We start from the raw sequence: 19,631 nt of genomic DNA, 5'->3' as shown, positions 1-19,631 counted from the left end.
GAGCATTACTCCATCGGCGGCCGTCTGCACTGTTTTTGAAAGGTTTGAACCATGCGCGTTCTGATTGCTGAACACGACCACCCGGTGTACGCCCAGCTGTTGCGTCAAGCAGCACCTGACCTGGAAGTACTGACCAGCGGCGACTCCGCCGAACTGGCCAGCCTGGCCGCTGATTGTCCGATCTGGCTCGGTCAGCCGGATCTGCTGGCGACCTTGCTGCGTCAGGGCCACGAGCCACAATGGCTGCAATCGACCTGGGCGGGCATTACGCCGCTGCTGGCCGACGGCTTGCCACGTCACTATCGCCTGACCCGGGCGGTAGGGATTTTCGGTCAGGTCATGGCCGAATACGTGCTGACCTACATACTCGGCCACGAGCGCGAAGTGCTGCCGCGGCTGGTCAGCCAGGTCGAGCGCAAGTGGGACAGTCGCCATGGCCAAAGCCTGGCCGGGCGCAAAGTGTTGATCGTCGGCACCGGTGACATTGGCCAGACCGTGGCGCAGTTTCTTGTGCCGTTTGGCGTCGAGTTGTACGGCATCGCCAGCGAAGCCCGCGAGCAGGCGCCGTTTGTCGAAGTCGGGGCGCTGGCTGATTTGCCGCGTCTGGTGGGTGAAGTCGATTACGTGATCAATCTGCTGCCGAATACACCGAACACCCACGACCTGTACGACGCGGCGCTGTTCAAGCAATTCAAGCCGACCGGGTTGTTCATCAACGTCGGACGCGGCGTGGCAGTGGTCGACGCGGACCTGGTGGAGGCCTTGAAAGAAGGGCATCTGGCCGGTGCGGTGATCGATGTCTGCCGTCAGGAGCCGCTGCCGCAACGTCATCCGTTCTGGACCGCTTGGGGCCTGCTGCTGACGGGCCACAGCTCGGCACCGACCTCGCCATCGATGATGGTGAATCTGTTTGTCGAGAACCTGCGGGCGTATCAGGCGGGTGAGGCGTTGCGCGGGGAAGTGGATTTCAATCGCGGGTATTGAATCCACCGCTTTCTTGAATATTGTGCAAAACCTGTGGGAGCGAGCTTGCTCGCGATGGCGGTGTGACAGTCACGTTGATGTTGAATGTGACGGCCTCATCGCGAGCAAGCTCGCTCCCACATGGGTTTTGCGGTGTAGCTTAGAGGGTGAAGTCGCCCTCGGCGGCCAACTCGCTCAGCGGGCGACGCGGGCTCGGTTCTTCACGTGCTTGCAGATAGTCCGCCAGCGTCGCCTTGTCGCCCAGTTTGCCCACCGCTACCGCTGCGTGCAGCGCATATCCTTCAGGAATGTTCAGCTCCTTGCGGGTCAGGTCCTGGTCGAAACCGGCCATGCCGTGGGTGTGCCAGCCGCTGATGCTCGCTTGCAGCGCCAAATGGCCCCACGCGGAACCGGTGTCGAAGGTGTGCCACAAGGCCGGGGTTTCTTCGGTGGCGCCAGGCACCGCGAAGGTGGTTTTCGAGATTACGATCACCAGTGCCGAGGCGTGTTGCGCCCAGCTGCGGTTGAATTCGTTCAGCAGCCCCAGATAGCGCTCCCAGTTTGGCGTGTCGCGACGCGCATACAGAAACCGCCAAGGTTGCGAGTTGTAGGCCGATGGCGCCCAGCGTGCAGCTTCGAAGAAGCTCAGCAGGGTTTCTTCGCAGATCGCTTCGCCGGTGAAGGCACGGGGCGACCAGCGGTCGGTGAACTGAGGGTGGATGGCATAGTCGGCAACGCGTGGATTGGCACTCATCAAGAGATTCCTTGCTACGTTTGAAGGTGAGGGGCGACGCAAAACCCTACTGGGCGGCACAATAACTGACAAGCTCGTTTTTACCGGCAGTCGCCAACGCTTGGCCCACAAGGGCCTTGGCACTAGACTGACGGCCTTTTCACCACCTGATGTTGATGCTTGAGCCATGGCCGCCAAAGTCGAACCGTTCTGGATACGCAAAACCCTCGATCAACTCGATCCGCAGGAGTGGGAATCGCTGTGCGACGGTTGCGGCCTGTGCTGCCTGCAAAAGCTCGAAGATGAAGACGACAACAGCGTCTATTACACGCGCATCGCCTGCAAACTGCTGGACCTGAAAACCTGCCAGTGCACCGATTACCCGAACCGCCGCGACTTCGTCCCCGATTGCATCCAGCTCACGCCGGGCAAGGCTGACGAGTTCAAGTGGCTGCCACCGACCTGCGGTTATCGCCTGGTCAGCGAAGGCAAGGATCTTCCGCTCTGGCATCACTTGGTGTGCGGTGATCGCGATGCAGTGCACCACGAACGAATTTCACAATCCGGGCGCATGCTCGCCGAAGGCAGCGTGGCCGAAGACGATTGGGAAGACCATCTGATTTTCCGGGCGGGTTAATTCCCACTCACAAAATCGGCAGTGATTATTAGAATTCAGGGCTGCCAAGCAGCCCAGCGCGAGCAAGCTCGCTCGCCACAAGGAGTGTGTATGGCTGTGGGATTGCGGCTGGCGTTGTCCTTTGGATTATTAGTCCTGGGTTCGCCCGCGTGGGCGGCGAAGAAGGTTGATCTGGATTACCACGTGCGCCTGTTGCCGCAAAGCGATCAGGCCGAAGTGCGGCTGACTCTGGCTCAGGGTTCGGCGGTGCGCAGTCTGGATTTCGACCTGGGCGATGGTAGTCACTACAGCGATTTCAAGGCCGATGGCCAATGGCAGCTCACGCCGGGCAAGCAGGCCCGCGGTGTCTGGCATCCGGCCGCCGACAAGGCCAGCCTGACCTACCGCGTGCGCATCAGCCACGGGCGCAAGAGCGGCAGCTTCGATACGCGCATGACGCCGACCTGGGCGTTGATGCGCGGCGACGATCTGGTGCCGGCAGCCAAACTCGATCAGCAGGACGGTATTGAGCTGGTCTCACGCCTTGAGTTCGAATTGCCCACCGGCTGGAAAAGCGTTGAAACCGCCTGGCCGCGAATCGGCAAGAACAAATTTCGGGTCGATAACGTTTCTCGCTTGTTCGACCGGCCCACGGGCTGGATGCTCGCCGGTCACCTCGGCAGCCGTCGCACGCGGCTTGGGGAAACCGAGGTCACCGTCGCCTCGCCTCAGGGCCAGGGCATGCGCCGCATGGATGTGTTGACACTGCTGACCTTTGTCTGGCCGCAAGTGCAGGCGGTGTATCCCCGGCATCCCGTCAAATTGCTGATTGTCGGCGCCAACGACCCGATGTGGCGCGGCAGTCTGGGCGCGCACGAATCGATCTATCTGAACACGCGTCTGCCGATGGTCAGCGAAAGCGGCAGCAGTGCGCTGGTGCGGGAATTGGCGCAGGTGTTCGGACGGATCAACGATCAGCAGCGCAGTGACTGGATCAGCGAAGGATTTGCCGAGTATTACGCCATCGAACTGGTGCGCCGCGCCGGTGGCATGAGTGACGAGCGGTATGAGAGTTTGCAGAAGAAGTTGGCCAAGGACAGCCAAAAGGTCACAACCTTGCGCGCTGAGCAGGTCAGCCCGGCGCAGGTGTCGAAAGCGGTCGTGTTATTGCAGGAACTGGATCGCGAGATTCGCCTGAAGACCCGCAACAAGCGTTCGCTGGATGATGTGTTGCGTGGGGCGATGCATTTGGAGAGCGTGGATACCAAGGAATTTGTTCAACTGGCCGAGAGTGTGATCGGCGAGTCTTCCAAAGTCCTCGATACCGAGTTGTTGCAATAGAAAATCAAAAGATCGCAGCCTCGTTTCACTCGACAGCTCCTACAGGGATACGCATTCCAATGTAGGAGCTGTCGAGTGAAACGAGGCTGCGATTTTTTATCTTAAGAAGTCAAACCCCGGTTTTCGGCGACTTCAAAGAATCATTACCGGTCACGGTAGCGGTCTTGGTCGCGGCTTCAGCATTCGCCTTCAACCGGTTCAACTCTTCACCCGCCCGCTGAATCTTCGCCCGCACGTTGTTCATGTCCTGACGGCTTTTCTCCAGCAGGCTTTTCGCCGAACTGTGCCCGGTAATACCACGCGCCAGGGCCACGCCGCCGATCGCCACTTGAATCAAGCCGAACACACCACCGCGACGCAGGCCCTTGCCCACCATCACCACGCCGCCGGCCAGGGAGCCGATGCGTTCCCAACCCTGCACGTTCTGCTCCGTGTGAGTCTGAAACGGGGTGGATTCGATGCGTTCTACGCGTTTGAGTTCGCTCATGATCTGTCTCCTGGCTGGAATGACTGCTTCAAGAATAGATATTTAAGCTGACTGCCAAGGCGGGCGGCTTGTTCCATCGAATGTTTGGTGAATCAACGAAATTTCGCCCCGGAACGGGTGTTGAGTCCCTTGGACATACGGTCATAGAGCACGACGTTGACGGTGGCCGCCAGGTTCATGCAACCGGTGGTCGGGATGTAGACCACGTCTTCGCACCAGTCGCGAATCTCTTTATCCAGAGAGCCGTCTTCCGGGCCGAAGATGTACAGCGCGCGGTCCGGGTGCGTGTATTCCGGCAGCGAACGGGCGCCGTCCACCAGTTCCACAGCGACCGGAACGCAGCCCAGCGGCAGGATTTTCTTCAGATCATCGATGCCGATCAGCGGAATGTCGTAGTGGACGCGCTTGGTGTCGGTGACGAAGTCGGCGGCGCGTTCATAACGTTTGCCGGTGTAGAACACGGACGCCACGCCATAGCAGCCAGCGGCGCGCATCACCGAACCGACGTTCTCCGGTGATTTGGGGTTATACAAACCAATGCAGCTGTACCGTTTGTCTGCCACGAGCGGGTGCCTTCGGGGAAAAAACGGCGATTATACGGGGATTGGGGGAGGGGTGTTCGGTTTGGAGATTGGTGGTGTCTGGCTAGCCGCTATCGTCGGAACGCCGCCCGGAGCNNGAGCAAGCTCGCTCCCTCAGGTTCTGCGGCGTACACAGCATTTTTGCTCACCGCCAATCACTGTGGGAGCGAGCTTGCTCGCGATGAGGCCAGGTCAGGCAAATAAAATCTTCAGTCTTCCTTCTTCATCAACCCCGCCAACGCGGCAAATGGGTTGTGCGTCGCCTTGGCGATTTTTGGCGAACTCAGCGAGCCTTCATCGAAATACTGTTGGTCGGTGTACCGCGAGTGTTCGTTGTCGTGGCAATACAGGCACAACAATTCCCAGTTCGAGCCGTCCTGAGGGTTGTTGTCGTGGTTGTGGTCGCGGTGGTGCACGGTCAGTTCGCTCAGGCGCTTGCCGGAAAACTCACGGGCGCAGCGACCGCACACGTGCGGGTACATTTTCAGGGCCTTGTCGCGGTAACCCATTTCCTTGTCGCGCTGATTGTCGGCAAGGATGCGGTCCAGTTTCGACGTGTTGGTCGCAGGTGTTGACGAACTCATGGGTTCACCTTTGTAAAAAGACTAATGACGGTATTAAACGCAGTTTAGCTCAGCCCTTGAGCTTCTCGGCAATCCAGATGGTGTGGCGGGTGCCTTTGTTGCCGTGGGCGAAGACCTGGACTTCCTCGGCCTTGAAGCCGGCCTTCTTCAGTTTGTCGGAAAACTGTCGGTCTGCGCTCGCGGACCAGACGGCCAGCACGCCTTTGGGCCGCAGGGCCTTGGCGCAGGCACTCAGGCCGCCAGCGGAGTAGAGCCAGCTGTTGGCCTTCTGGGTCAGGCCTTCGGGGCCGTTGTCGACGTCGAGCATGATCGCGTCGAAGCCTTGCGGCTCGGCCTGCAGGACTTTGGCCACGTCTTCCATGCGAATGACCGTGCGTGGGTCGAGCAGCGGGCTCCCGGCTTTCTCTCCCAGCGGTCCACGGTTCCACTCCACCACGCCCGGTACCAGTTCGGCGACCACCACTTCAGCGGTCTTGCCTAGATGCTTGAGGGCTGAGGCGAGGGTGAAGCCCATGCCCAGGCCGCCGATCAGCACGCGCGAATTCGGCCGGCCAGCCACTTTGCGGCACGGGATCTCCGCCAGAGCGTCTTCCGAGCCGTGCATGCGGGTGTTCATCAGTTGCCCGCCGTCGCCGCCCTGGATCTTGATGACGAAATCCTCACCGTATTCGAACAGGCACAAGGCACCGCCATTTTCAGGAATTGGAGTGGTGTCGAGCAGAACGAAACGTTTCATGGGACTCACTTGAGGAGAAATTGGCATAAGAGGGGGAAGGCAAACACGCGCAGTTGGGAGTAGCCTGCAAACAGACAACAAGGCCAACGGAGCCATTGATGAAGCGCACCATTCTAACGGTCATTGCCTTGGCCGCGCTCTCGATAACTGCAGTGCAGGCCCAGCAGTTGCAAACCATTCCAACCAGCCCTGCGCCGCTGCCCGGTTCGCCCGGCACCGCGACCCCGACACCGTACCCGCAAATCACCCCGACCAGCGTGCCCAAGGTCGGGCCCGGCAGTGGCGGTCCGCCGTTGGTGCCCATTGAAATGCCTAGCCCGCCCACCAAGGACCAGCCACTGCCGGGGCTGGAGCAAAACCCGTCGAAAGCCAAATCGCCCGGTGGTTAAACCTGCTGCGAGAGCAGTTGCCCATCGGCCATGCGCAGGCGCTTGGAGAGGGAGACGGCGAGGGCGCGGATGATTTTGGCGGCGATTTTCGGCGCATCGTTGAGCATCTTTTCCAACGAGTCCTTGCCCAGGTTGAGTAACTGACAATTGCTCGCGGCCACGCAACTGGCAGAGCGCCGTTCGCCATCGAGTACGGCCATTTCGCCGAACGCCCGACCGCTGCGCAACATTGCCATGGTCACCAGGTGACCTTCGCTGTTGGTTTTCTGCACCGCCACCTGGCCAGTGTGGATGATGCACATGAAGCTGCCGGCATCGCCCTCGTGGAAAATCTCTTCGCCCTGAGCAATGGTGCTGATGCTGAAGTAGCCCGAGGCCGTGGCGAAGTCCGCCGGCAGCAGTTGATCGAACAGGCCACAGTCCATCAGCCAGTCGCGAATTTCGTTGTTCAGTAAGGTCGGTTCTGACATGTCGTCACGGTCTTTTTCTTGTGTCTGTTGCTGTTCCGGTCTGGCGAGAATGTCGCGATTCTATGTAGCAGCTGCCGAAGGCTGCGTTCGGCTGCGAAGCAGTCGTAAAATCGGCCAACGCGGTTCGTCAGATAAACCGAGTAAGCCGGATTAACGACTGCTTCGCAGCCGAACGCAGGCTTCGCCAGCTGCTACAGGGAGCTGCGTCAGCCCGGTGTTCGGTGTTAAGACCGACACGCCGGGCCAAGTTCCTCAGGCGATGCCCAAAACCTTGAAAACAAATGCGTATTCGAGTGCTACGTCACGCAATCCCTGATAACGACCGCTCATCCCGCCATGCCCGGCACCCAATTCGGTCTTGAGCAGCAGGGGATTGGTGTCGGTTTTGGTCGCGCGTAATTTCGCCACCCACTTGGCCGCTTCCCAGTACTGCACGCGGCTGTCGTTGTAGCCGGCGATTACCAGGGTCGCCGGATAGGCTTGTGCGGTGACGTTTTCGTACGGGGCGTAGGCCTTGATCCGATCATAGACGTCAGGTTCTTCAGGATTGCCCCACTCGTCATATTCGGTGACGGTCAACGGTAGATCCGGGTCGAGCATGGTGTTCAGCACGTCGACGAACGGTACTTCGGCAATCGCTGCGCCGAACAGCTCCGGCCGCTGATTGAGCACCGCGCCGATCAGCAGGCCACCGGCGCTGCCGCCGCTGATCGCCAATTGCTGTGAAGTAGTAAAACCACTGGCGATCAGGTGTTCGGCGCAGGCGATGAAGTCGCTGAAGGTGTTGTGTTTGTGTTCCTGCTTGCCGGCGCGATACCAGGCTTCGCCCAGTTCACCGCCGCCACGCACGTGAGCGATGGCGAACGCCACGCCACGATCCAGCAGACTCAAGCGGGCGTGGGAGAACCACGGGTCGAGGCTTTCGCCGTAAGCGCCATAACCGTACAGGTAAAGCGGCGTTGGCTTGCCGAGGGCTTCGCGTTTGACGACGAGGCTGATCGGCACTTTCGTACCGTCAGGTGCGGTCGCCCACAGGCGCTGACTGACGTAGGCATCGGCGTCGAACGGACCGAGCACCGGGGTTTCCTTGAGGACTTTCTGCTCGCCGCTGCCCAATACCAGTTGGCGGATTTGCGCAGGACGGTTCAGCGCTTCATAGCGCAGGCGGATCCTGTCGCTGACGAATTCCAGGCTGTTCTGCACGTGCAGGCTGTAGGCCGCATCCGGTAATTGCACGCGGTAGCTCGGGAGGTCTTGCGGATGAACTTCGATGATCGGCAAGCCACCTTCACGCAAGCTCAGGGTCATGGCGTCGGCATTCAGGCTCATGCCTTCGATCATCACCGTGTCGCTGTGGGGGATCAGGTTCTGCCAATCGGCCTCGGTCGGCGCCACGCCGGTGTCTACGGCGTGGTACAGGGCAAAGTTGATGCCGTCGCGATTGGTGCGAATGAACCAGGTCCATTGACCGTCGAGCGCGCCGTGGTCGACGTCGTACTCATGGTCTTCAACCCTCGGGGCGATGCAGGTAAAGGCCTGCTGCGGCTGGAACGCGTCAAGCACCCAGACTTCGCTGGTGGTTTTGCTGCCCAGGGACAGCAGCAATTGCTGCTCGGAACTGGAGCGGTAGCAATGCATGAAGAATCGACCGTCCGGCTCATGGAACACTTCTTCGGCCGCCGTACCGTCCAGCCTATAGCGGAACAGTTTGTGCGGGCGATGGGTCTCGTCCAGCTCGCCGAAGAACAGCGTCAGGCTGTCATTGGCCCAGGTCATGCTGCCGTCGCAATCCTGGAATTCCAGTTCACTGACGCGGCCGTTGGACAATTCCTTCACGAACAGCGTGAAAATCTCATCGCCCGTGGCGTCGATGCTGTAGGCCAGACGCTGGTGGTCCGGGCTGATACTGAACGCGCCCAGGGAAAAGAAGCCGCCGTTGGCCAGTTCGTTCGGGTCCAGCAGCAACAGTTCCTGGCTTTCGTCGAGCTGCAGGCTGTCATCGGCCGGGCGCGGGCAGCGGTAATGACGGGCGTATTCATCACCGGCCGTGGTGCGCGTGTAATACAGGTACGGACCCCAAGGGGAGGGCAAGGACAGATCGGTTTCGAGAATCCGGCCCTTGATTTCTTCGAACAGGGTTTCACGCAACCCGGCCTGATCGGCGGTTTGTGCCTCTTGGTAGCGGTTTTCCGCTTTCAGGTAGTCGAGCACCGCGTCGGTGTCGCGCTCCTGCAGCCAGGCATACGGGTCGTCGCCTTCGGCCTTGTGGGCAATGGGAGCGTCGGAAACGTTGACGGATAGGGGCATGAAGGACTCTCGAGCAATGTACAGAATAAGGGCTTCGCAACTTGTGGGAGCGGGCTTGCTCGCGAAGAGGCCAGCACGTTCAACATCTTGGTTGACTGACCCACCGCTTTCGCGAGCAAGCCCGCTCCCACAGGGGTTGCGCTTCACAGACAGGTATTGAGGCAGCCTGACGTGCGAAAAGTCGTTACTATAAGCGCCTCTTTGCCTGCCTTGCCATGGACACCATGACCGAGAACGACTATCTGATCGCTTGGGGCCTCTACGCCTTTGCCGCTTTGGGCTGCCTGTTGGTGTGGATGCGCATCACCCGCTGGATGTGGCGCTGGCTGCGTGAGCCGTTACGGCTATTGGTTGCCGTGTTGCTGTTCAGCCCGACCATCATTGATCCGGTGAAGGAAAAGGTTGCCCCGGCCATCGCCATTACTGCCCTTGATCTATTGTTCAAGGTCGGCAACAACGCCTGGCGGGCGATTTCCGACCTGTTCATGTACGGCATGATCGCCTTCGGCATTTACCTGGTATTCGTGGCGATCCGTTTCCCTATCGAACGCGCGTCCAACGCTCGCAACGAACAGGCTGCCGCCGCCAAGGCTGCGGCCCGGGCCGATGACCTTGAAGAGGATCATCCTTTCGGTGGTGCGGGCGATGATCGTTACGGTCGTCCACCGGTGCCGAGCAACCCTCAGCGAATGCGGGTCGAACCGCGTCTGTAAACGTGCCCCTGCCTTTCAGCGAGAATCCGAGCATGTGTGAGTTATTGGGCATGAGCGCCAATGTCCCGACCGATATCGTGTTCAGCTTCACCGGGCTGATGCAACGCGGCGGCCGCACCGGTCCGCACCGTGACGGCTGGGGCATCGCCTTTTACGAGGGCCGTGGCCTGCGTCTGTTTCAGGACCCGGCGGCGAGCTGTGAGTCCGAAGTCGCGAACCTGGTGCAGCGCTATCCGATCAAGAGCGAAGTGGTGATCGGGCACATCCGCCAGGCCAATGTCGGCAAAGTCTGCCTGTCCAATACCCATCCATTCGTGCGCGAGCTGTGGGGGCGTAACTGGTGTTTCGCCCACAACGGCCAGCTCGCGGAGTTTCAACCGATCAAGAGTTTTTACCGCCCGGTCGGTGATACCGACAGCGAAGCGGCGTTCTGCGATTTGCTCAACCGCGTGCGCGCTGCGTTCCCGGAACCGGTAGAAATTGAAGAACTGCTGCCAGACCTGGTGGCCGCCTGCGCCGAATACCGCAGCAAAGGCGTGTTCAACTGCCTGCTCAGCGATGGCGATTGGTTGTTCTGCTATTGCTCGACCAAACTGGCGCAAATCACTCGTCGCGCGCCGTTCGGTCCGGCGCGCTTGAAGGACGTCGATGTGATCGTCGATTTCCAGGCCGAAACCACGCCCAACGACGTGGTCACGGTGATCGCCACCGAACCCTTGACCGAAAACGAAACCTGGACCCGCTACGAACCGGGCCAATGGAGCCTCTGGCGACGCGGTGAATGCGTCAGCCAGGGCAAGACCGAATAAGGACTCCCTTCATGTTGCTCAGTTATCTACGGCTGGTGTTGTTCGCGGCGGGCCTGTTGATCGGTGTCCAGGTGCCAGGGTTCATCAGCGATTATGCCAAACGGGTCGAAGCGCATCTGATTGAGGCGCAGACCAGTCTGAGCGGTTTTCAGGGCACGGCGAATCAGTTCTTCAAGGGTGACGTGCAGGCGTTGGTGGCCCATTACCGCGCCAGCGAAGACCCGATTTTTCGCAGCGATGCCGACAGCCTGAGCACCTTGCTGACCCGTCAGCTGGCGCTCGATAAACAGTTCCAGGCCATGCAGGGCCCGTGGTACATCCGCCTCCTGCAGGTTGCGCTGGCGGCTGATCCGGATATTCGCAAGGAAACCTGGAACGGCTACAGCTACCAGATCCTGCTGACGCCGGAAGCGATGATCTGGGGCATGAGCGGGGCGTTGCTGTTGTCGTTCGGCATTGAATGCCTGTTCCGTCTGATCGACTGGGTGGTGCTGGGCGGCAAACGCCTGCGCCAGAGCCGGCCAATCGAAGATCGAGATGTGCGGGGGCTTTGATCCGCCAAAGATCGCAGCCTCGTTTCACTCGACAGCTCCTACAAGGGTTTTGCATTCCCCTGTAGGAGCTGTCGAGTGAAACGAGGCTGCGATCTTTTGATCTTCAACGACTCAACGCGATGTAGTCCTCTCCCACCTTCTTCGCATACCCGTCCAGCACCTGCTGACATAACGAAACAATCTCCTCGACCCACTCCACGCCAACCCGCCACGACACCACCACCTGCAAATTCGGTGGCCGTTGATCAATGGCCAGCAAGGTCAATTCCCCCCGCGCCAGTTCCTCGGCTACCAGCACCGGCGGCAGCGCGCCAATACCGAAACCGTCGCGCAGCAACCGGGTGATCGCCGATACCGAGTTCACGCAGTTGAGCCGTGGTGCCATGACGCCATTGGCCTGCATCAAACTCAAAATGTCCTGATGCGGGTGTGAGTTTTTCGAGTAAGTAATGATGCGCTCGCGCGCCAGATCGGCAATGCCGGAATACTCGCGGTTGTAGATCGAATTGCTGGCAACGATCCAGCCCATCGGATGACTGGCCAGCTCAAGGCTGCGCACGCTTTCCTGACGCAACAGGTCGGTTTGCAGGATCAGATCGAGAAAGCCTTTTTGCAGCTGATCGCAGAGGTTGAGCGCGGTATCGGCCACCAACTCGATTTCCACCAGCGGATAGTGATCCATCATTTGCGCCACCAACGGGCTCAACCAGGTATGGATGACCGTGTCCATCACGCCGATGCGAACCCGTCCGACCTTGCTCGAACGGGTTTCGATCGACTGCTTGAGGGATTGCATGGTGTCCATCATTTGCTCGGCGTACTCGAGCACTTTCAAGCCTTCGGGCGTCAGGCTCACGCCACGTGAATCGCGCAGGAACAGCTTCACCCCGAGCTCGCCTTCGAGCACGGCAATGCGGCTGGAAATCGACGCCTGGGTGGTGAAGAGCTTGTCTGCCGTCAGGCGAAAACTCTTGAGTCGGGCGACCCAGACAAAGGTCTCGAGAAACTTCAGGTTCATAGGGACAAGTTTTTCTTATGTCTAAAGCGGGTTTTTATTAGTTGGACGTAGCAGGGTAAAGCGCCCAAAAATCAGGCCATCCGGTTCCCACGATAGGCGTCGTCGGGGCTCAGAACAATACCAATAAAAATTAGCGCGGAGATTTGCCATGAGTGCGCCCGACACGCTCGACATCCCCAAAGCCAAGGTTCGCCCGGGACCTTTCGACTGGTACCACAACATCAACAAGCAGGAACGCCGCACCTTCTGGAGCTGCAAGATCGGCTATGGCCTGGACGGCATGGACACCCAGATGCTCAGCTTCGTGGTGCCGACCCTGATTGCGATGTGGGGCATCACCACCGGCGAGGCCGGGTTGATTCACACCAGCACCCTGATCGCCTCGGCCATCGGCGGTTGGGTAGCCGGGATTTTGTCCGACCGCATCGGTCGCGTACGCACGCTGCAACTGACCGTTCTGTGGTTCGCCTTCTTCACCTTCCTCTGCGGCTTCGCCCAGAACTACGAACAACTGCTGATCAGCCGCACGTTGATGGGCTTCGGTTTCGGCGGCGAATGGACCGCCGGCGCGGTGCTGATGGGTGAAGTGATTCGCGCCAAGGACCGTGGCAAGGCTGTTGGCATGGTGCAATCCGGGTGGGCATTGGGTTGGGGACTGACGGCGATCTTGTATGCGCTGCTGTTCTCGGTGCTGCCACCGGAAGACGCCTGGCGCGCACTGTTCATCCTTGGCATCGTACCGGCGATTTTCGTGATCTTCGTCCGCCGACTGGTCAAGGACCCGGAAATCTATCGCGAAGCCAAGGCTAAGCAAGAACCCAGCAATCCGGCAAAATTCTACGAGATCTTCGCTCCCGGCATCCTTTTCACCACGATTCGCGCTTCGGTGCTGACCACCGGTGCTCTGGGCGGTTACTACGCGATCACTTCCTGGTTGCCGACCTTTCTGAAGAACGAACGCGGTTTGAGCGTACTCGGTACGGGCGGTTATCTGGCGATGGTGATCGTCGGTTCCTACGTCGGTTACGTCATCAGCGCGTATTTGACTGACATCCTCGGACGTAAAAAGAACTTCATTCTGTTCGCTATCGGGTCGTTCACCATTGTTCTGCTCTACACCCAATTGCCGGTCAGCAATGGCGTGATGCTCTGGCTGGGCTTTCCTCTGGGCTTCTTCGCCTCGGGGATCTTCAGCGGCATGGGCGCGTTTTTGACCGAGCTGTTTCCGACGCGGATTCGCGGTTCGGGTCAGGGCTTTTGCTACAACATCGGCCGGGCGCTGGCGGCGCTGTTCCCACTGTTGATCGGCTTGATGAGCCAGAAGGTGCCATTGAGTGTGGGAATCGGTGCTTTTGCGGCGGTGTCCTACGGGGTGGTGATCCTTGCGGCCCTGAGCCTGCCGGAAACCCGTGGCAAGCAACTCGAAGCCGAGTAATTGATAATCTGCGGGCAAATGCCTTACAGATAGAAAAGAATAAAACTTACAGGAGTGTTCACCGTGAGCCGCCTGCTATTGAACTGCGACATCGGCGAGAGTTTCGGCAACTGGACCATGGGTCTGGATGCCGAGGTCATGCCCTTCATCGATTGTGCCAACATCGCCTGCGGCTTCCATGCCGGCGACCCGAGCATCATGCGCAAGACTGTCAGCCTGGCCCTGAGCAACGGGGTTCAGATCGGTGCACATCCGGCGTATCAGGATCTGGTCGGCTTCGGCCGCCGTTCCATGGCCTACACCGCCCAGGAACTTCAGGACATTGTGCATTACCAGATCGGCGCCCTCGACGGCATTTGCCGGGCTCAGGGCGGTCGGGTGAGTTACGTCAAGCCACACGGTGCGATGTACAACGACATGATGGCCAACCCGGCGCAATTGCGCGCCGTGCTTCAGGCTGTGGCGTCCTATGATCGTGAGTTACCGCTGATGTTGATGGCCACTCGCGACAACAGCGCAGCCCAGCGATTGGGCGATGAATACGGCGTGACACTGTGGTTCGAAGCCTTCGCCGATCGCGCCTACGACAGCGCGGGAATGCTGGTTTCGCGGCAACTGCCGGGCGCGGTGCATCACGATCCCGAAACAATCATCGAGCAGGCGCTGACCATTGCCCGCGGCGGCAACCTCACGGCCAGCGATGGCAGTGCCTTGCACTTGCAGGCCAACACCCTTTGCGTACACGGCGACAATGCCAGTTCGGTAGCTGCCGTGCGGCGTATTCGCGAAGCACTTGATCAGCAGAGCGCGCCATGAACCTGCGGGTAGAAGTGGTGGCGCTGGATTGCTTGATGGTGCGCCTGTTCGATGAGATAGCCGAAGCGAACATGCCGTGGATGCTCGCCGCCAGTGAAAGTCTGCGTGCTGCATTCGCCGGGCATCTGATCGATCTGGTGCCGTCCTATACGACGTTGATGGTGCATTACGATCTGACCGCGCTGAGTCCGGTCCAGGCTCGGGAGCTGATCGCAGAGGCCTCGATCGATCTGTCGCCCAACGCCTGCACCCGCGGCAAATGTCATGTGTTGCCGGTCTGGTATGACTTGAGCGTTGGCCCGGAGTTGAGCCTGTTGTCCCAGCGCAGCGGATTGGCCGTGGATGAAGTGATCCGTCGCCACAGCGAGCGCGAATATCAGGTATTCGCCTTGGGTTTCGCACCGGGTTTCGCCTTCATGGGGCTGGTGGAAGAAGCACTGGCTGCGCCGCGTCTGAACACTCCGCGTAAAAAGGTAGCCGCAGGCAGTGTCGGCATTGCCGAACGCCAAACGGCCGCTTACCCGGTGGTGTCCCCCGGTGGCTGGAATCTGATCGGTCGCACCCCGGCCAAATTGTTCGACCGCGAACGCGACGGCTACAGCCTGATGCAACCCGGCGACACGGTGCGCTTCGAAGCCGTCAGCCATGCCGAATTCATCAATCTGGGCGGTGATGACACGCCGTTGGAGGCGCAGGCATGAGCCGTCTATCAATAGAAGCGAGTACACCGCTGTGCCTGTTGCAGGACGCTGGCCGTTTCGGCGTACGGCATCTGGGCGTGACCCAGGGCGGGGCGGCGGATTGGCGGTCGATGTCGTGGGCCAATTGGTTGCTGGGCAATAGCCTGGATGCATCGGTGATTGAAATCACTCTCGGCGGGTTCACCGTCGTTGCCAAAGAGGATTGCGTGCTGGCGTTGGCCGGGGCGGATCTGGGGGCGCAGGTGGATGGCGAGGCGTTGGCACCGTGGCGCAGTTTCAGGCTGAACAAAGGTCAGCAATTGCAATTCACTCAACCACTGCTTGGGGCTCGGGCTTATTTGGCGGCCCCGGGCGGATTTGATGCGCCAAAGGTGTTAGGCAGCAGCGCAACGGTGGTCCGTGAGGAACTCGGCGGGCTGGATGGTATGGGCCGGGCGTTGGCCAAAGATGCGCAGTTGAGCTACTCGGGCAGCTCGCTGCTCCTGCTGCGGGAGTTGGCGCGCGAACAGGTACCGGATTTCAAACTCAACGCGCCACTGGACCTGGTGCTCGGTGCCCAGATCGGTGAGTTCAGTGGGCAGAGTTCGTTCGACGCGTTCAACAGCGTCTGGACCCTCGACAGCCGTGCCGACCGGATGGGCATCCGCTTGCTGGGAACGGCGTTGCAGTATCAGGGTAAGTCGATGATTTCCGAAGGCATCCCGCTGGGTGCGGTTCAGGTGCCGCCGGACGGGCAGCCGATTGTGCTGCTCAATGATCGGCAGACCATTGGCGGCTATCCGCGATTAGGGGCGTTGACGCCGTTGGCATTGGCACGGCTGGCGCAGTGTCTGCCGGGGACGCAGGTGCGGTTGAAACCGGTGGTGCAGGATGTGGCGCATCGGGAGCAAGTCGAGTATTTAAAGCGCTTTTAATTGTGGCGAGGGGGCTTGCCCCCGTTGGGTTGCGAAGCAGCCCCAAAGTCTGAAACCGCGGTGTTTCAGAAATACCGCATGCTCTGGTTTTGCGACTGCTGCGCAGTCGAACGGGGGCAAGCCCCCTCGCCACAAGGTCCGCGCTCTATTTGGAAAGAAACCGCATCCCTTCCTCCAACCCCCGCAACGTCAGCGGGTACATCTGGTCGTTGATCAAGTCCCTCACGATGTTGGTCGACGACGTATAGCCCCACGTATCTTTCGGATACGGGTTGATCCAGATGACCTTCTTGTACTTCTCCATGAACCGCTGCATCCACACATAACCCGCTTCTTCGTTCCAGTGCTCGACGCTGCCGCCGGCCTGGGTGATTTCGTACGGTGCCATGGCGGCGTCACCGATGAAGATCACTTTGTAGTCGGCGCCGTATTTGTGCAGCAGGTCCTGGGTCGAAGTGCGCTCGGACGTGCGGCGCATGTTGTTCTTCCACACCGATTCATAAATGAAGTTGTGGAAGTAGAAATACTCCAAGTGCTTGAACTCGGTCTTGCAGGCCGAGAACAGCTCTTCGCAGATCTTCACATGGGCGTCCATCGAGCCGCCGATGTCGAACAGCAGCAACAGCTTGATGGTGTTGCGCCGCTCTGGACGCATCTGAATATTCAGTAGCCCGGCATCGCGCGCGGTGTGGTCGATGGTGCCATCGATGTCCAGCTCTTCCGCCGCACCCTGGCGCGCGAATTTGCGCAGCCGGCGAAGGGCGACCTTGATGTTGCGCGTGCCCAGCTCCACCGAATCGTCGAGGTTCTTGTACTCGCGCTGATCCCAGACCTTGACCGCTTTGCCCTGACGCTTGCCGGCATCGCCGACCCGAATGCCTTCCGGGTTGAAGCCGCCGGAGCCGAACGGGCTGGTGCCGCCGGTGCCGATCCACTTGTTACCGCCGGCATGACGTTCTTTCTGTTCTTCGAGGCGTTTCTTGAACTCCTCGATCAGCTTGTCCAGGCCGCCGAGGGACTGGATCGCCGCCCGCTCTTCGTCGGTCAGCGAACGCTCGAACTCCTTGCGCAGCCAGTCTTCCGGGATCAATGCCTGGAGGTGGTCGTCGAGTTTTTCCAGACCGTTGAAATAGGCACCGAACGCCCGGTCGAACTTGTCGAAATGCTTTTCGTCCTTCACCAGAATCGCCCGGGACAGGTAGTAAAACTCGTCCATGTCGGCGAAGGTCACGCGCTGCTTCAGCGCGTTGATCAGGTCCAGCAGCTCCCGTACCGAGACCGGCACTTTGGCTGCGCGCATTTCATTGAACAGGTTAAGCAGCATGGCTATCGCCCTCTATCTTGTTAAACAGAGGGATCAGCGAGTGCCGCGACGGCTCATGAACGCCAGACGTTCAAGCAATTGCACGTCCTGTTCGTTCTTCACCAAAGCGCCTGCCAGCGGCGGAATAGCCTTGGTCGGATCGCGCTCGCGCAGCACCGCTTCGCCGATGTTGTCGGCCATCAGCAGCTTCAGCCAGTCCACCAGTTCGGAAGTCGATGGCTTCTTCTTCAGGCCCGGCACTTTGCGCACGTCGAAGAACACGTCCAGCGCTTCGCTGACCAGGTCTTTCTTGATGTTCGGGTAGTGCACATCGACGATCCTCTGCATCGTGGTGCGATCCGGGAAGGCGATGTAGTGGAAGAAGCAGCGGCGCAGGAACGCGTCCGGCAGTTCTTTCTCGTTGTTGGAGGTAATGATGATGATCGGGCGTTTCTTGGCCTTGATGGTCTCGTCGATCTCGTAAACGTAGAACTCCATCTTGTCGAGTTCTTGCAGCAAGTCGTTCGGGAACTCGATGTCGGCCTTGTCGATTTCGTCGATCAGCAGGATCACCCGCTCTTCGGACTCGAAAGCCTCCCAGAGCTTGCCTTTCTTCAGGTAGTTGCGAACGTCGTGAACCTTTTCCGTGCCCAGCTGCGAGTCGCGCAGACGGCTGACCGCGTCGTACTCGTACAGGCCTTGATGCGCCTTGGTGGTGGACTTGATGTGCCAGGTGATCAATTTGGCGCCGAAGGACTCGGCCAGTTGCTCGGCGAGCATGGTCTTGCCGGTGCCCGGTTCGCCCTTGACCAGCAGCGGACGCTCCAGGGTGATGGCGGCGTTGACCGCCAGCTTCAGGTCATCGGTGGCGACGTAGGCCTGGGTGCCTTCGAACTTCATCTGCTAATCCTCGAACGGTAACGCCGACCTGAACGAAGCAGGGCGGGGCGCAATAATTGTAGTACCCGACTATAACGCGGTGCCCGGTCGACTGTGAACGCAGACGGCTTATTCAGTCTCTGAATGGGGCGTCACATCTTGACCCTTAACCGGCGTCCGGCTTGGGCCTTTCGTATTGGGCATTGAAGGCCTGGATGAAGCCATTGCGTAAAATCTGCAAAAAAGCCTCGAATGCGCTGATATCTCGGCGATGCACATTGCCGCTCAGTTCCACGCGAGTCGCAAACTGGTTCTTTCCCTGGTTTTTCAGCACCGTTTCGGAGCCGCCGACGATGGCCTCCCAAATGGAGCGGAAAATCCCTTTGTCCTTGTTCTCGACGTCCTGCTGCCAATTGAACACGTCGACGTCCTTCAGCAGCGGTTTGATATAACCCGTTAATTGAGCTTTTTTAGCCTGCGCTTCAATGACCACATCACCGTGACCGGCATTGAAGTCGAACTTGCCATAGGCGGAGGCAAAGTCGTTCATGCGTTTGAGCTTGATGTCTTTGGCCCGCAGGCGGAACTCGAAATCTTCAAAGTTGCTTAAAGGGTCGAAAGTGGCGGTGGTTTCCAGTGGCGCGTGCCCGAGCAGCAGAGCCTTGCCGTCGAAGCGAGCGTCGCGTTTGCCTTTGGTGTCGACCACGTTGGTCAGGTTGTAAATGCTGGCGTTGACTTGAGTGGCGTTCATGTTCACGGGGGGCTTGGAATTGAAGTTGCGGAAACTGATCTTGCCATCGTTGATCCGCACTTCGTTCAAGGTAATGGGTGCCAGTTTGCTCAACTGCGCACGCCAGTCGGTGCCCTGACCGGTCTGGGAGTTTTGCTTGTTGGCACCGCCGTCGACGAAGTTCACCTCGGGTTTGAAGAACTTCACCTCGGCCACCACGGCGTGGTCGTACCAGAGCGAGTGCCAGCTGACGGAAAGGTCGATCAGCGGCGCGTTGACGAAAGGCACCGGGACCTTGCCTTCGACCTTGACGATTTTCAGCCCGTTGATTTTGTACGCACCGCGCCACAGGGCCAGGTCCACATCAGTGATCTGGCCACGGTAGTCGCCCATGTTCGCCAGCTTGTCATTCAGGTAGTCGCGCACGATGTAGGGCAGGGCGATGTGCAGGGCAATCAGCAACACGACGAGGCCGGCGAGGGTCCATAGGGGCCAACTGTATCTGCGTTTCATGATGGCAAATCTCTGGCGTTGTAAAGCCATTGACTGCTG

At 59.5% G+C, this 19,631-nt stretch carries 22 protein-coding genes; 11 read left to right on the top strand and 11 right to left on the bottom strand.

What is annotated here, in order from left to right; all coding sequences use genetic code 11:
• The first annotated feature begins 51 nt into the window (after positions 1 to 51).
• Complete coding sequence (locus tag VD17_RS22385) at positions 52 to 984, top strand: D-2-hydroxyacid dehydrogenase (protein WP_046055703.1); 933 nt, start codon at positions 52 to 54, stop codon at positions 982 to 984.
• Positions 985 to 1,123: 139 nt separating this feature from the next.
• Here the strand turns inward: VD17_RS22385 and VD17_RS22380 are convergent, their stop codons facing one another.
• A complete protein-coding gene (locus tag VD17_RS22380; protein ID WP_046055702.1) occupies positions 1,124 to 1,717 on the bottom strand; it encodes a nitroreductase family protein in 594 nt (197 codons plus the stop codon).
• Positions 1,718 to 1,883: 166 nt separating this feature from the next.
• Between VD17_RS22380 and VD17_RS22375 the strand changes: the two genes are divergently transcribed.
• On the top strand, positions 1,884 to 2,333 hold the full coding sequence (locus tag VD17_RS22375) for a YcgN family cysteine cluster protein (protein WP_033054039.1): 450 nt from the start codon (positions 1,884 to 1,886) through the stop codon (positions 2,331 to 2,333).
• 90 nt (positions 2,334 to 2,423) lie between these two features.
• On the top strand, positions 2,424 to 3,653 hold the full coding sequence (locus VD17_RS22370; protein WP_046055701.1) for a hypothetical protein: 1,230 nt from the start codon (positions 2,424 to 2,426) through the stop codon (positions 3,651 to 3,653).
• Between the two features lie 109 nt (positions 3,654 to 3,762).
• Here the strand turns inward: VD17_RS22370 and VD17_RS22365 are convergent, their stop codons facing one another.
• From VD17_RS22365 to VD17_RS22350, 4 genes are all read right to left on the bottom strand, one after another.
• Positions 3,763 to 4,140, bottom strand: a complete 378-nt coding sequence (locus tag VD17_RS22365) for a YgaP family membrane protein (protein WP_046055700.1) — start codon at positions 4,138 to 4,140, stop codon at positions 3,763 to 3,765.
• A 92-nt stretch (positions 4,141 to 4,232) separates the two neighbouring features.
• Positions 4,233 to 4,703 (bottom strand): RNA methyltransferase, encoded by a 471-nt coding sequence (locus VD17_RS22360; protein WP_007944014.1) that lies wholly within the window; start codon positions 4,701 to 4,703, stop codon positions 4,233 to 4,235.
• 227 nt (positions 4,704 to 4,930) lie between these two features.
• Positions 4,931 to 5,305: a YajD family HNH nuclease gene (locus VD17_RS22355; protein WP_046055699.1), complete on the bottom strand. Its 375-nt coding sequence runs from the start codon at positions 5,303 to 5,305 to the stop codon at positions 4,931 to 4,933.
• Between the two features lie 49 nt (positions 5,306 to 5,354).
• Entirely contained in the window at positions 5,355 to 6,041 is a 687-nt protein-coding gene (locus tag VD17_RS22350; protein WP_046046099.1) for a spermidine synthase, read from the bottom strand.
• A 98-nt stretch (positions 6,042 to 6,139) separates the two neighbouring features.
• Here VD17_RS22350 and VD17_RS22345 point away from each other — a divergent pair, with 98 nt between their 5' ends.
• Complete coding sequence (locus VD17_RS22345; protein ID WP_008153134.1) at positions 6,140 to 6,430, top strand: hypothetical protein; 291 nt, start codon at positions 6,140 to 6,142, stop codon at positions 6,428 to 6,430.
• Here the strand turns inward: VD17_RS22345 and VD17_RS22340 are convergent.
• Together VD17_RS22340 and VD17_RS22335 are read right to left on the bottom strand one after the other, a co-directional pair.
• Entirely contained in the window at positions 6,427 to 6,900 is a 474-nt protein-coding gene (locus tag VD17_RS22340) for a Crp/Fnr family transcriptional regulator (RefSeq protein WP_046055698.1), read from the bottom strand. The two genes, VD17_RS22345 and VD17_RS22340, sit on opposite strands and share 4 nt — an antisense overlap.
• Before the next feature lie 252 nt (positions 6,901 to 7,152).
• Positions 7,153 to 9,207 carry a S9 family peptidase gene (locus VD17_RS22335; RefSeq protein ID WP_046055697.1) on the bottom strand — a complete coding sequence of 685 codons (2,055 nt, stop codon included), beginning with the start codon at positions 9,205 to 9,207 and terminating at the stop codon, positions 7,153 to 7,155.
• 215 nt (positions 9,208 to 9,422) lie between these two features.
• Between VD17_RS22335 and VD17_RS22330 the strand changes: the two genes are divergently transcribed.
• The 3 genes from VD17_RS22330 to VD17_RS22320 are packed head-to-tail and all read left to right on the top strand — an operon-like array spanning position 9,423 to position 11,283.
• Positions 9,423 to 9,920 (top strand): hypothetical protein, encoded by a 498-nt coding sequence (locus tag VD17_RS22330; RefSeq protein WP_046055696.1) that lies wholly within the window; start codon positions 9,423 to 9,425, stop codon positions 9,918 to 9,920.
• Between the two features lie 32 nt (positions 9,921 to 9,952).
• On the top strand, positions 9,953 to 10,729 hold the full coding sequence (locus VD17_RS22325; protein ID WP_033054032.1) for a class II glutamine amidotransferase: 777 nt from the start codon (positions 9,953 to 9,955) through the stop codon (positions 10,727 to 10,729).
• Between the two features lie 11 nt (positions 10,730 to 10,740).
• Entirely contained in the window at positions 10,741 to 11,283 is a 543-nt protein-coding gene (locus VD17_RS22320; RefSeq protein ID WP_046055695.1) for a DUF2937 family protein, read from the top strand.
• Positions 11,284 to 11,386: 103 nt separating this feature from the next.
• Here the strand turns inward: VD17_RS22320 and VD17_RS22315 are convergent, their stop codons facing one another.
• Positions 11,387 to 12,301 (bottom strand): LysR family transcriptional regulator, encoded by a 915-nt coding sequence (locus tag VD17_RS22315; protein ID WP_046055694.1) that lies wholly within the window; start codon positions 12,299 to 12,301, stop codon positions 11,387 to 11,389.
• A gap of 148 nt (positions 12,302 to 12,449) precedes the next feature.
• Between VD17_RS22315 and VD17_RS22310 the strand changes: the two genes are divergently transcribed.
• The 4 genes from VD17_RS22310 (at position 12,450) to VD17_RS22295 (ending at position 16,167) form a co-directional block, all read left to right on the top strand.
• Positions 12,450 to 13,736, top strand: a complete 1,287-nt coding sequence (locus tag VD17_RS22310) for an MFS transporter (protein WP_046055693.1) — start codon at positions 12,450 to 12,452, stop codon at positions 13,734 to 13,736.
• Between the two features lie 63 nt (positions 13,737 to 13,799).
• Positions 13,800 to 14,552: a 5-oxoprolinase subunit PxpA gene (locus VD17_RS22305; RefSeq protein WP_046046091.1), complete on the top strand. Its 753-nt coding sequence runs from the start codon at positions 13,800 to 13,802 to the stop codon at positions 14,550 to 14,552.
• Complete coding sequence (locus VD17_RS22300; RefSeq protein WP_046055692.1) at positions 14,549 to 15,253, top strand: 5-oxoprolinase subunit B family protein; 705 nt, start codon at positions 14,549 to 14,551, stop codon at positions 15,251 to 15,253. Before VD17_RS22305 ends, VD17_RS22300 begins: the two co-directional genes overlap by 4 nt.
• Positions 15,250 to 16,167 (top strand): biotin-dependent carboxyltransferase family protein, encoded by a 918-nt coding sequence (locus VD17_RS22295; protein ID WP_046055691.1) that lies wholly within the window; start codon positions 15,250 to 15,252, stop codon positions 16,165 to 16,167. The genes VD17_RS22300 and VD17_RS22295 overlap by 4 nt, the downstream gene beginning before the upstream one ends.
• Positions 16,168 to 16,312: 145 nt before the next feature.
• On the opposite strand, the gene VD17_RS22290 is transcribed toward VD17_RS22295, so the two are convergent.
• The 3 genes from VD17_RS22290 to VD17_RS22280 form a co-directional block, all read right to left on the bottom strand.
• On the bottom strand, positions 16,313 to 17,491 hold the full coding sequence (locus tag VD17_RS22290) for a vWA domain-containing protein (protein WP_033056157.1): 1,179 nt from the start codon (positions 17,489 to 17,491) through the stop codon (positions 16,313 to 16,315).
• A 33-nt stretch (positions 17,492 to 17,524) separates the two neighbouring features.
• Positions 17,525 to 18,370 carry an AAA family ATPase gene (locus VD17_RS22285; protein WP_008153159.1) on the bottom strand — a complete coding sequence of 282 codons (846 nt, stop codon included), beginning with the start codon at positions 18,368 to 18,370 and terminating at the stop codon, positions 17,525 to 17,527.
• A gap of 145 nt (positions 18,371 to 18,515) precedes the next feature.
• A complete protein-coding gene (locus VD17_RS22280; RefSeq protein WP_440130580.1) occupies positions 18,516 to 19,622 on the bottom strand; it encodes a DUF748 domain-containing protein in 1,107 nt (368 codons plus the stop codon).
• Positions 19,623 to 19,631: the final 9 nt, after the last annotated feature.

Origin of the sequence: Pseudomonas fluorescens (assembly GCF_000968015.1) — a bacterium.
Taxonomy (GTDB): domain Bacteria; phylum Pseudomonadota; class Gammaproteobacteria; order Pseudomonadales; family Pseudomonadaceae; genus Aquipseudomonas; species Aquipseudomonas fluorescens_W.
The sequence above is the reverse complement of the archived record's forward strand: the minus strand, read 5'-3'. Positions and strand labels throughout refer to the sequence as shown.